The organism is Streptomyces sp. NPDC091387, assembly GCF_044756945.1.
In the GTDB taxonomy this organism is placed as follows: domain Bacteria; phylum Actinomycetota; class Actinomycetes; order Streptomycetales; family Streptomycetaceae; genus Streptomyces.
In genome coordinates, this window is sequence record NZ_JBIVTZ010000009.1 from 363,480 (window position 1) to 374,941 (window position 11,462).

Annotated in this window: 11 protein-coding genes and 1 pseudogene; 8 read left to right on the forward strand and 4 right to left on the reverse strand. The window is 70.6% G+C overall.

The features are described 5' to 3' along the window. Nucleotides 1-184 precede the first annotated feature (184 nt). The 4 genes from ACIQM0_RS20975 to ACIQM0_RS20990 all read left to right on the forward strand — a co-directional run bounded on the left by ACIQM0_RS20975 (nucleotide 185) and on the right by ACIQM0_RS20990 (nucleotide 4,314). Nucleotides 185-1,027, forward strand: coding sequence for a DeoR/GlpR family DNA-binding transcription regulator (locus ACIQM0_RS20975; RefSeq protein WP_401288756.1), 843 nt, complete (start codon nucleotides 185-187; stop codon nucleotides 1,025-1,027). Between the two features lie 77 nt (nucleotides 1,028-1,104). After that, nucleotides 1,105-1,557 carry an SRPBCC family protein gene (locus tag ACIQM0_RS20980; protein ID WP_363021617.1) on the forward strand — a complete coding sequence of 151 codons (453 nt, stop codon included), beginning with the start codon at nucleotides 1,105-1,107 and terminating at the stop codon, nucleotides 1,555-1,557. Nucleotides 1,558-1,705: 148 nt separating this feature from the next. Beyond that, on the forward strand, nucleotides 1,706-3,718 hold the full coding sequence (locus ACIQM0_RS20985) for a hypothetical protein (RefSeq protein ID WP_401288760.1): 2,013 nt from the start codon (nucleotides 1,706-1,708) through the stop codon (nucleotides 3,716-3,718). Nucleotides 3,719-3,834: 116 nt separating this feature from the next. Beyond that, nucleotides 3,835-4,314 carry an SRPBCC family protein gene (locus ACIQM0_RS20990; RefSeq protein ID WP_401288763.1) on the forward strand — a complete coding sequence of 160 codons (480 nt, stop codon included), beginning with the start codon at nucleotides 3,835-3,837 and terminating at the stop codon, nucleotides 4,312-4,314. 27 nt (nucleotides 4,315-4,341) lie between these two features. Here the strand turns inward: ACIQM0_RS20990 and ACIQM0_RS20995 are convergent, their stop codons facing one another. Continuing rightward, complete coding sequence (locus ACIQM0_RS20995; RefSeq protein ID WP_363021614.1) at nucleotides 4,342-5,493, reverse strand: PLP-dependent cysteine synthase family protein; 1,152 nt, start codon at nucleotides 5,491-5,493, stop codon at nucleotides 4,342-4,344. Nucleotides 5,494-5,723: 230 nt separating this feature from the next. Here ACIQM0_RS20995 and ACIQM0_RS21000 point away from each other — a divergent pair, with 230 nt between their 5' ends. Both ACIQM0_RS21000 and ACIQM0_RS21005 read left to right on the forward strand, forming a co-directional pair. Beyond that, entirely contained in the window at nucleotides 5,724-6,041 is a 318-nt protein-coding gene (locus ACIQM0_RS21000; RefSeq protein WP_401288767.1) for a hypothetical protein, read from the forward strand. 188 nt (nucleotides 6,042-6,229) lie between these two features. After that, the gene (locus ACIQM0_RS21005) at nucleotides 6,230-6,751 is read left to right on the forward strand and encodes an ATP-binding protein (protein WP_401288770.1); all 522 of its coding nucleotides are present in this window, start codon (nucleotides 6,230-6,232) and stop codon (nucleotides 6,749-6,751) included. Nucleotides 6,752-6,831: 80 nt separating this feature from the next. Here ACIQM0_RS21005 and ACIQM0_RS21010 read toward each other — a convergent pair. Then, nucleotides 6,832-7,023 (reverse strand): annotated as a pseudogene (locus ACIQM0_RS21010) (SHOCT domain-containing protein); the annotation flags it as partial. Nucleotides 7,024-7,222: 199 nt separating this feature from the next. Between ACIQM0_RS21010 and ACIQM0_RS21015 the strand changes: the two are divergent. After that, nucleotides 7,223-7,795, forward strand: a complete 573-nt coding sequence (locus ACIQM0_RS21015; protein WP_401288773.1) for a TetR/AcrR family transcriptional regulator — start codon at nucleotides 7,223-7,225, stop codon at nucleotides 7,793-7,795. A 373-nt stretch (nucleotides 7,796-8,168) separates the two neighbouring features. Here ACIQM0_RS21015 and ACIQM0_RS21020 read toward each other — a convergent pair whose 3' ends face one another. Then, entirely contained in the window at nucleotides 8,169-8,438 is a 270-nt protein-coding gene (locus ACIQM0_RS21020) for a hypothetical protein (protein ID WP_401288775.1), read from the reverse strand. 349 nt (nucleotides 8,439-8,787) lie between these two features. Here ACIQM0_RS21020 and ACIQM0_RS21025 point away from each other — a divergent pair, with 349 nt between their 5' ends. Then, nucleotides 8,788-9,864: a helix-turn-helix domain-containing protein gene (locus ACIQM0_RS21025; RefSeq protein WP_401288778.1), complete on the forward strand. Its 1,077-nt coding sequence runs from the start codon at nucleotides 8,788-8,790 to the stop codon at nucleotides 9,862-9,864. 285 nt (nucleotides 9,865-10,149) lie between these two features. On the opposite strand, the gene ACIQM0_RS21030 is transcribed toward ACIQM0_RS21025, so the two are convergent. After that, nucleotides 10,150-11,462: peptidoglycan DD-metalloendopeptidase family protein (locus ACIQM0_RS21030; RefSeq protein ID WP_401288780.1), on the reverse strand; the 1,313-nt coding region annotated here is incomplete at its 5' end.

The following is an 11,462-nucleotide window of genomic DNA, read 5'->3' on the forward strand; positions in this document are numbered from 1 at the left end:
CTGGGGTGACTCGCTCTCGAAGGGGACGGCGGCTGATGTCCGGTCATCAGAATCGCGGTTGAGCGGCGGTGTCCGTGCCGCTCTCACGGAATCTCCCCAGTGCGGCGGCCCGCGACACCGCGTGGCAGGATGAGCCCGTCCGAACGGACTCCTGCACGGCCAGAGGGAAGGACCGGACCCGGCGTTGAGCGAGAATCAGAATCTGCTCGCGGAGCAGCGGCGCGCGCTGATCCTCGACGAGGTGCGCAGGCGCGGCGGGGTCAGGGTCAATGAGCTGACCCGCAGGCTGAGCGTCTCCGACATGACCGTCCGACGGGACCTGGACGCGCTGGCGCGGCAGGGTGTCATCGAGAAGGTGCACGGCGGCGCCGTTCCGGTGGTCGAGGCGAGTACGCACGAGCCCGGTTTCGAGGCCAAGTCGACGCTGGAGCTGACCGCGAAGGAGGACATCGCGCGGGCGGCCGCCGCGATGGCCGTGCCCGGCAGCGCGATCGCGCTCTCCGGCGGCACCACGACCTACGCGCTCGCCCAGCACCTGCTGGACGTACCGGACCTGACGGTGGTGACCAACTCGGTGCGGGTGGCCGACGTGTTCCACGCGGCGCAGCGTCCGGGGTCTCCGGGTGCCCGGCCCGGCGCCGCGACCGTGGTGCTCACCGGTGGGGTGCGGACGCCGTCCGACTCGCTGGTCGGCCCGGTCGCGGACCAGGCGATCGTCTCGCTCCACTTCGATGTGCTCTTCCTCGGTGTGCACGGCATATCGGTCGAGGCCGGTCTGTCCACGCCGAATCTGGCGGAGGCCGAGACCAACCGCCGGTTCGTCCAGTCGGCGCGGCGCGTGGTGGTGGTCGCCGACCACACCAAGTGGGGCACGGTGGGGCTGAGTTCGTTCGCCACGCTGGAGCAGGTGAGCACGTTCGTCACCGACGCGGGCCTGTCGGAGAAGTCCCGCGAGGAGATCGAGGAGCACCTGCCCGGTCTGGTGGTCGTGGGCCGGGACGCGGGCGGCGGGCCCGTGCAGGGCTGAGCGCGCTTCCGGCCCGCGGTGGGGTCCCTGGATTCCGCTCAGCTCGCGGCGGGGCCGCCACGGCCTAGGATCGTGCTGTGGCCGTATTCCGGATCGAGCGCTTCACCCCTCTGCCCGCAGCCGAGTCCTGGCGCCGGGTGACGGACTGGGAACGGCACGCCGCGCATGTCCCGCTGACGACGATCACGGTGCCCGCCGGGCTGCCGACCCGGGCCGGGACGGTCTTCGTGGCCCGCACGGGAATCGGTCCGCTGGCGTTCGACGATCCGATGGAAGTGGTCCGGTGGTCACCGCCGTCCGGCAGCCGGGCGGGGATGTGCCGCCTGGAGAAGCGCGGCCGGGTGGTGCTGGGCCGGGCATCGATCGATGTGTATCCCACCCATGCCGGTTCCCATGTGGTGTGGGTGGAGGAGCTGAGCGTCCGGCTGCTGCCGCGGTGGGGCGATCCGCTGATCTCCGGAGCGGGGCGGCGGGTCTTCGGCCGGGTGCTCGACTCCATGCTCGACCGGCCGGCGCAGGGGTACCGGTGACCGGTGGCCGGATATGCGCGGGGAGCCCCTTCCGCCCGCACGTGTACGGCCGCCGACAGGTGCCGTGAGCAGGTGATGTGACCGTCACACGATCGAGTCGTTTGTTGGTGTGACGGTTTCCGCCTACGGCTCAGAAGGCACCGAATTCATGCCGATCCACCAACCGCAGCAGCGGTCCTCCGGCAGCAGCGAGCGCCCCGGCGTCCCGCAGGCCGAGGCCGCGCTCGTGGAGCACTATCCGCGTCTCGTCCGGCTCGCCTATCTGGTGCTGCCGCCCGCCCTCGGCCGGCACCGCAGGGTGCTGGCCGCCCACGCCTCGGTACAGCGCGCGCTGCCCGGGGTACGTACGGCGCCGGAGGCGCCGGCACCCGCCCGCGTTCCGGCCCAGGCCCGCGGCGGAGCGCGCCCGCCCGCACCGGATGACGGCGTGACCTCCGCGTACGCCTGGATGCGGCTGCGGGTGCTGCGCACCGCGCTGGCCCACGAGCGGCGGCCGCGCTGGTGGCCGGGGCGGCTTCCGGCGCCTGCCTCGCTGCGCCCCGCGCTCCCGGCCGTCTGGGGCCTGCGGCTCTTCCCGCGTGCGGGTGGGGTGGCCGAACTCGCCCTGGACCAGGAGCTGTCGGGGGTTCCCGCCGCCGTTCGGGCGGCGTTCGCGCTGCGGCTGCTGGAGGACCTCGACGAGCCGGAGGCACAGGCCCTGCTCGCGCGGGCGGATGCCCGGGACCCGGCGAGCGCGGTCCGGGCGGCCAGGCGGCTCGGGGCCGGTGACCGTGCGGGCGCCGAGGCGCTGCTGCGCTCCGGGGAGTTCGACCCGTGCGTGCTGCAGACGCGCCCGAGCGACCTGCTGCGGCGCCGGCACCGGATGCGGGTGGTGGCGGGCGTCGCCGCGCTGTGCGTGGTGGCGGGCGGCGTGGTCGCACTGGCCGAGGAGGGCTCGGCGGTCCGCCTGCCCGACAGCCGGGACGTACGCGGCGCGCTCGCCCCGGCCCTCGATCCGGCGGCGCTGCTGCGTACCGCCGCGGAGGAGTGGGCCGACACCTCGCGCGTCGACTTCACCGCGTGGCCGGCCCGCGGTGACCGCACCGACGACCGGGCACTGCTCGGCCGGGCGCTGCGGGCCTGGGGCCGCACCCCGCGGGACACCGCCGTCTCGACCACGCCGGGGACCCTCCCGGCGCCCCCGGCCCAGCCGCCGCGGCTGCTGTACGCGGGTGAGGTGGACGGCGCCGCCGTGGTGCTGCTCCACGACGGCGGGGTGCGGGTGGTGCGCTACGCGGAGCCGCTGTCCGGGTCCGGCGCTCCCGCGCTGGACTTCGCCCGGACCGACGGCGCGGATGTGACGACGGGCGCGGCCGTGGTCGTCAGCCGCAGCGGGAACCGGGCCCGTTTCCTCCTGGCGCCCTGGATCTCGCAGACCACGACACGCGATCTGCTGAGGCCGAACACTCCGGCGCGTGCGCTGAAGGTGGGGGCGGACGGCGTCACGGCCGCCGTTGACCGCCCGTCCCCCGGCGGCGGCTGCGACTCCTGGCCGGCGCTGCAACTGCGCTCCTCCGAGCGCATCGTGGAGAAGCACGCCTTCCTGGTCACCGACCTGGGTGATCTCAATCCGGTTCATCTCACCTTCACCCCGAAACCTGGCGGCGGCGCACCCGCGCGGCAGCCGAGGGAAGCGACGGGTGGGCCGGCGCTGCTCAGCTGGGCGCGCACGGCGTGCTCGCTGGGGGCGCTGCGCGGCACCGGCGTCCGTGCGGTCAACAACTGGGACTTCGCCGAACAGCGCCTCCCTGAGGGCGGCGCCCCGGCGCAGTGGGTCTGCACCCGGGCGGACACGTGGCAGGGCCCCGGACGCGTTCTGGTGCAGTTCCTGGGCCCCGACCCGTCGCCCACCGCGCCGGGGACCGTGGTGGGCGACGCCCGCGACACGGCGCTGTGCAGCCGGTTCGGCCAGCACGTCCTGGGGGGCACGCACTGGAGGGCGCCCTCCGGGCAGTGGTACGTACTGGCCGCGGGGAGCCGCGCGGTGAGCCGGATCGAGGCCACCGGGGCGGTCCGCGACACGGCGGCCGGAACGACGCTCGCGGTGCGTGCGTCGCGGAACGCTTCCGTGCAGCTGACGGCCCGGCTGCGGGAGGGCGGCTCACTCACCGCGGTGCGCTGACGCGACAGGCGTACGACCGCGCGGTCCGACGACGTCCGCACCGACGACATCTGACGGTCCGACAGATATGGTGAGCCGTGGCTCGTCTACCGCCGACCGCACGGGAGGTGCGTTCCATGGCACGCCGACTCCGCCCCGTGGAGCTCGACTTCGTCGAGTCCGCCCCGCTGAGACTGGTCTTCGCGGCAGAGGTGGCCGCGCCGCCCGATGTCGTGTACCGCGCTCTGGCCGATGACGTCGAGGGCTGGCCCGGCTGGTTCACCCAGGTGACGGCGGCGCGGCCGGTCGACGCGGGGGCGGGCCGCGAGGTGCGGCTCCGGGGCGGGATCGCGTTCCGGGAGACGGTCGTCGCCGCGGAGCCCGGCCGGCGGTACGCCTACCGGGTCGACGACTCCAACGCCCCCGGTCTGCAGGCCTTGGCGGAGGAGTGGCTGCTGACCCCGGCCGGCACCGGCACCCGGGTGCAGTGGACCTTCGCCGCCGACGGGTCGGCGCTGTTCCGGTTCACGATGCGGCGGGGCCGGTCGGCGGTGGGCCGGTCGTTCCGGGACGCGGTGCGCAACCTCGGCCGGCGGCTCGCGGCGGCCGCGGCCTGAGGTGCGCCGCGGGCCGCTGCCGTTGGATCAGGCGGTACTCCCCTGCTCACCGGGCCAGTTGCCGGTGGCCAGGAAGGTGTCGATGGTCCGGGTGTACGGCGCGATGTCCAGGCCCTGCGCGGCCAGCCAGGAGTCGGAGTAGTACTTGTCGAGGTAGCGGTCACCCGGGTCGCAGATCAGGGTGACGATGCTGCCCGTACGACCCTGTGCGACCATCTCGGCGACCAGCTTGAACGCGCTCCACAGCCCTGTCCCGGTGGAACCGCCCGCCTTGCGGCCGATGGACCGCTCCAGGGCGCGCACGGCCGCGACCGTGGCCGCGTCCGGGACCTTCATCATCCGGTCGATGGCCCCCGGGACGAAGCTCGGTTCCATCCGCGGTCTGCCGATGCCCTCGATGCGGGATCCGCAGTCGCTGGTGGCGAGGGGGTTGTGGTGGGTCCAGCCGTCGAAGAAACAGGAGTTCTCCGGGTCGGGCACACAGATGCGGGTGTCGTGCTGCATGTAGTGCACGTACCGCGCGATGGTCGCCGAGGTGCCGCCGGTACCCGCGGTCGCGACGATCCAGGCCGGCTCGGGGTACCGCTCCAGCCTCAGTTGCTGATAGATCGACTCGGCGATGTTGTTGTTGCCGCGCCAGTCCGTGGCCCGCTCGGCATAGGTGAACTGGTCCATGTAGTGGCCGCCGGACTCCGCCGCGAGTGTGGCGGACTCCTCGTACAGCCTGCGCGAGTCGTCGACGAAGTGGCAGCGGCCGCCGTGGAATTCGATGAGCCGGCACTTCTCGGGGCTGGTGGTGCGGGGCATCACGGCGATGAACGGCACCCCGATCAGCTTGGCGAAGTACGCCTCAGAGACGGCGGTCGAGCCGCTCGACGCCTCGATCACCGGCTTTCCCGGACGGATCCAGCCGTTGCAGAGCCCATAGAGGAAGAGCGAGCGCGCCAGCCGGTGCTTGAGACTTCCGGTGGGGTGCGTCGACTCGTCCTTGAGGTAGAGATCGATTCCCCAGCTCTCGGGCAGCGGGAAGCGCAGCAGATGGGTGTCGGCGGAGCGGTTGGCATCGGCCTGGACCTTGCGTACGGCTTCCTTGAGCCAGGCCCGGTACGCCAGGTCGGTGCGGTCGATGTCAACGGTCGCCACCGCTTCGCCGTCATGCCTGTGCTCACTCGTGTCCATCAGCGCGCTTCTCCTCCTACGACCGGTCTCGGCGCGCCCCACGATATGCCCCCTACCTGCACAAACATTGACTTTGATGCTCCATAGCCCTGCCTTGGTGCTGCGGGCGGAGCACCGGCCGGAACCGTGCGCGGCGCAAATACGTCATTGCGCCCCGACCCGCTCTGGTGCACCCGGCCCGGGTTGTGCACACTTTCTCTCGGGGGCGTGACGAAGGGGGCGAAGGGGCCATGTCCGAAATGGATTTCAGCGAGACGGGCGTACGGATCGACCGGTGGGCGCGGTCGCTCTCACGGGCCGGGCAGGTGACCGTCAAGGACGGCCGGCTGGCGCTGCTGACCAGCTACGGCCGGGAGATCGACAGCGCACCGGTGGGAACCGTGAGCGCGGGCAGAGCATGGTTCGCGGGCGGGGACGCGACGGTGGCGCGGGTCAACGGGACGCGGTACCGGCTGACGATGCCGCGGCGCCCGGGGAAGCCGGACGAGGCCGGCCCCGCGCGCCGGTTCCTCGACGCGCTGCGCGGCGCGGGCGGCGGGCACGGCTGACGGAGCGGCTCCGCAAGGACACCGCGAGTTGCGGAGCCGTACGGCCTGAGCGACATTGGAGACACGTCACTCATGGTTTACCGGCGGTGACACTGTGATTCAGGCCGCCGGCCCGGAATCAGCAGTCAGCCAATCTGCTGGATCCGTTTCTTCGTCTTCTTCCGGACCTATTTCGGGGAGTCGCAGCCGTGATCAGCGAGCCAAGCAGGCACTGCACGGTGGAGCTCCAGGCCCTGCCGTCGCGGATCGGTCAGGTCCGCAGAATCATTTCGGCGCAGTTGCGCTACTGGCATCTCGATCCCTTGATCGACCATGCGGCGCTAGGTGTCACCGAACTGCTGACCAATGTCCACCGGCATGCACAGCCGGACAAATCATGCACCGTCGAGATCGAGTTGCTCCTCGAACGGCTGACGGTGTCCGTCCATGACCACGACCCACGGCTGCCGACCGTGCGCGACGCCGACGACTCCAGTACCTCGGGGCGTGGACTCGCACTGATTGCCGCGGTCAGCGAGAGCTGGGGCGTCCGACCCCGGGGCGGAGCCGGAAAGATCGTCTGGTTCACTCTTCCGGCCCCTTCCCTGTTCGCCGTCCAGCCACCGCATTCGGTGTACGGGGCGACGACCGACGGACCGTTCGACCTGAGCGGCATCATGCCGCCGGAGGGTGTGCAGCCCTCGGTGGCACGGTCCGTGTCGGTCGGCTGACGCGGCAGGAGCGGGGTGCCGCTTGAGGCGTCCCGCTCCTGCCGCGTCCGGGCCGGCGGTCCAGGTCCGGCTGGTCGGCGGCGATGGCCCGGAGCACACCGAGCCGCGCCGCCCTCCCGGCCCGCCGCCGGCCGGCCCTGCCAGGGGCCGCGTCGGCCGCGCCAGACCGTACGGCGCAGCACCGTGACGACGGTGACGACGACGGCCGCCCAGATGAGCGGGAACAGGAGGATCCATGGTCCGGGTCCGCCGTGGAGGGCCAGGGTGTTCATCTCGGTCAGCTCCTCGGTTCAGGGTGCTCGTTCGCGTTCTTCTGTCGCTTCCGAGCCTGTCTCCGGGAAGGGGCCCGCGTCGTCGTACGGCCAGCGGCAGTGCGCGTACCCCCTCGGGAGCAGAAGGCGGTCCGGCGGCTGCTCCCGCCCGTCGTTCATCACCCCTACTGCTGTACCTACTAGTATGTACAGTGGGTTCATGAGCACTCCGGACCGTCTGATCGAAGCCACCCAGGAACTCCTGTGGGAGCGCGGCTACGTCGGCACGAGCCCCAAGGCCATCCAGCAGCACGCGGGCGCCGGCCAGGGCAGCATGTACCACCACTTCAGCGGCAAGCCCGATCTCGCACTCACCGCCATCCGGCGCACCGCAGCCGAGATGCGCGAGGCGGCCGGCCGCACCTTCGACTCCCCCGGCTCGGCGTACGAGCGGATCTCGCGCTACCTGCTGCGTGAGCGCGACGTGCTGCGGGGCTGCCCGGTGGGGCGGCTGACGATGGACCCGGAGGTCATCGCGAGCGACGAACTGCGGGCACCCGTCGACGAGACGATCGTGTGGCTCCGCGGCAGACTGGCCGCGATCGTCCAGGAGGGCCTGGAGCAAGGTGAGTTCACCCGCCCCCTGGTACCGGACGACATCGCGGCGACGATCGTCGCGACGGTGCAGGGCGGCTACGTACTGGCCCGCGCCTCGGGTGCGGCGGAGGCCTTCGACGCATCCGTCCGCGGACTGCTCGCGCTGCTCGGACCCCGTACGGATGCCACCACCTGACCCCTGTCGCACGGAGACGAGCCGGGCGAGTGGCACCGGCACACCCCCGCCCGGGGTCTCCGGCCAACCGACGGCCCGAGGAGCGGACCATGCACGCCATGCAGTACGAGATCACCCTAGTCAACGGGACACTACGCCACTAGGTCAATCTCGGCCGTTGACCCGCACGAGAGAGCCCCCGCCCCTCCAGGTCCATCCCCTGGAAGAACGAGGGCTCAGCGAGCGGCAGGGGCGGTATGCCAACCTCTCCCCTGCCGCTCTCCGCGCGCCGGAGGTGACGCCCCTGGCGGCGGGTCTGTGGGAGGAGGCGGAGCCGCCGGGTGAGATCGGCCCCGCCTCCCTTGTTCCGCGCCCATCGGGGGCGCGACCGTACCTAGCCGTCAGCGGGCGTGGGGGACACCCTGGGTGTCGGTACGGGGTCTTCTCCGGCGCGGACGACGAACGCGAGTCCTGTCGCCGTCCGCCGGAACTGTCTGTGATTGCTGCGGCCGGCGTGCTCCATGCACTCGGCGTCGACGTTGCCGCCGTCCTTCGACGGCTTCGCGGTCCACGGGCAGTGGAGGCACGAAGCGTCGTACGTGACGGTGTCCGGGTGCTGCGCAATCGTGTGCACCACACTTCGGAACAGCGTGCGGGTGCTCATCGACGACCCCCATGCGGGTGCTGCCGGATCTCAACGTTGCAGTCCGAGACGGCCGACGGGTCCCCGCTGTTGCGTGCCGCCTCCCGCTGCCGGGCCAGCACCGCGCAGACGTCGCAGCCGTAGTTCGGGACCGGCTCCGGCAACTCGTTCAGGGGGTCTGCCAGGTGAGCTTCCTGAGGGAACTGGTTAACCTTGTGCATGTCGTCGCTCCTTCGTAGCGTCGTCCACGCCCCGGGACGGTGTCCGCCGTTGCCGGGGTCTGCTGCCTGACGGCGATCCTGCCGGACGACAACGCGTGCGGGCGGTGACTGCGTGGTGACCACGTGGTGACAGGGCATACCCTGGCTCTATGCGGGACGAAAACTTCTGCGATGGCGTGCGTGAGGCGCTCAATCGGCGCGGAATGTCGATCCGTGCTGCGGCTAAGGCGCTCAGCTACGATCACGCCTACCTGTCCCGCGTGTTATCAGGAAAGCAAGCCCCGTCACCGCAACTGATCGACTCGCTAGACGCGTTGCTAGGCGTCAGCGAGCCGCAGCCACCCGCGCCCGCCGCCGAGTTGGACAGCACTGCGTACGTCCGGTCAGCCGTCGCGCACCTCCTGGAGCACGACAACCGTCACGGTGGTGCACACGTAGCAGACGCCGCCGTACAGGTGTGGCGCGCGGAACAGCGCAAGCTGGATCAGCTCGTTGACCCGGACAAGTCGTATCTGGCCGCCGTCAGCGAGATTGCGCAAGTGGCGGGCTGGATCCTCTTTGACGCGCATCGAACCGATGAGGCTCGGCAAGCATTCATCGAGTCACAGATGCTGGCCCGTCATGCTGGAGACCGCTCGCGAACATGGTTCGCGCTGGACATGCTTGCCATGCAGGCCGTTCAGTCGGGCCGTGCAGGAGAGGCGCTGCGCATCGCTGATGAACTTCTGTCGCTGCCGCGCATTCCACCTCGCGTGGCCTTGATCGCGCGTGTTCGACGAGCGCGGGCCCTTGCCCAGGCTGGCGACCGGTCGCGCAGCCTGGCGGAGATGACCGGCGCCCAGAGTGCACTACAGGACTCCGTCGGGGGCAGGGATCCCGGATGGACGTGGTGGGTGAACGATGCTGAGGTGGCGGGGCACCAAGGAGAGATGCTGATGTCCCTGGGGGATCACGCTTCCGCGGTGCCGCACCTTCAGCGTGCGCGCTCCCTCGTCCGTCCCGGGGGTCGAGGAGCGCTGTACTACAGCGTGGCAGAGCTGACCGCACTCACGTCGGTTGGAGCGTGGCGGGACTGCGACGCGTTACTGACGGACATGGCACCACTGCTCGACCGCGTGGCGTCGACGCGAAGCCGGAGCCGTCTAACGGAGACTCTGCGGTTCATCGACCGTGATGCCCCGCCATGGCTGGCCAGCACCGCCCGCGAGGTTGCCGCGACCTGCTGAGTCACAGCCACCCTGCCGACCGAAGGCGCGTGCGGTACGAGCGTCCGTGCGACGGCCGGCAGAAGACCTTGGGCCGTCCTGCTCCCGGGGTCTGCTGGATCTCCGCCCCACACTGCGGGCAGGTGGTGTGCTGGTTCTTCGCGGGCTGTCCAAGCATGGTTGATCCTCTTTCGCGGGTCTGGGGGCCCCGCACGGCTCCATGGCGGCGCCGTGCGGGGCGGATTAGGAAGTGCGTGAGTGCCGTCCTCCTATGGCGGGAGGACGGCTCGTGTGCGTGCGTGTGGGCTAGACGTAGCGACCAGCAGTGAGTTGACGGCCCGTGTCGGCGTCATACAGCTCGATGCGCTGGTCAATCACGCCGCTCACTTCGCGGCCGTCCAGGTAGGTTCTCGCCACCACGCTGATGTTCGGCACCGTGGCGGTTCCGCTCTTCTGACCTGCGGCCTCACGGAACATGCTGCGCGTGTCCGTGTTGCTGATGACCTGTGCCGGAGAGCTGAAATACGCCAGCTCCGGGCCGTTCTCGCCGACCATGGAGAACTGACCGACGGGCGGGTACCCGCCGTTGGCGTAGCCGCCTGGCCGTCCGTACGCCTTGCCCAGGTTTCCGTAGGCCGCCTTCGCGTAGCGCATGGAGGAGTAGATGTTCGCCAACGGGTCGATGCTGACCCCGTTCAGGAACGGGCCCTTCTTCAGCATCGAGCCGGCGTAGGACTGGAACGTTGGCCGGATGACCTGCATCAACCCTGTCGACGGGTAGCCGGCCCTCGCGTTGGAGTCGGTGTTGTTGACTGCGCGAGGGTTGCCGCCCGACTCCTGGTTCATGCGCGCCAGCGTCACGTTCGCGTACGACGAGGGGTTGCCCGTCAGGTTCAGTGCCTGATTGACCACTCCGCGCCAGCGCTGGACGCCGGAGCCACCGTTACCGCCTCCGCCGCCTCCGGTGAGGTACGGCATCGGGTCGACGGTGCGGCCATCGGCTCGTGCCTCCAGGTGGAGGTGCGGCCCGGTGACGTTGCCCGTCGCGCCCACACGGCCGATGACCTGGCCCTGCTTCACGTTGTCGCCGGCGTGCATCAGGATCTTGCTCATGTGCGCATACAGCGACGACAGGCCGCCACCGTGGGAGATCATGCCGTGGTTGCCATACGGGCCGCCGGACGTCGACTGCGAGACAACGCCGTCAGCAACGGCCTTGATGGCGGTGCCGACGGAGGCCGGGAAGTCGAGCCCGGTGTGATGCCCTGAGGACCACATCGAGCCGGCCTTGCCGAAGCGCGTTCCGTAGGGGACGTTTACCGGCTTGATCCACTGGCCGTTGCCTCCCCCGCCTCCGAAGAGGTCGAAGAGGGAAAGGGCCTTGTCCTTCATGTCGGACAGCATCTTGACGGGCATCTGAGCGACGGACCTCGCCCACGGGTTCGTCATGATGGGCTTCAGCTGATCAGAGATGACGCCCTTCGCCTCGTCGAAGATCTTCGTAGGATCCACGAAATCGGCTAGCCTCGGGCTTTCACGAGGTGGGTTGTCCGACGCTTGATCAAATAAGCGGAGAGTGCTCCTGACCTGCAACGATGGGACTTGTCTAGGGTCCAGTC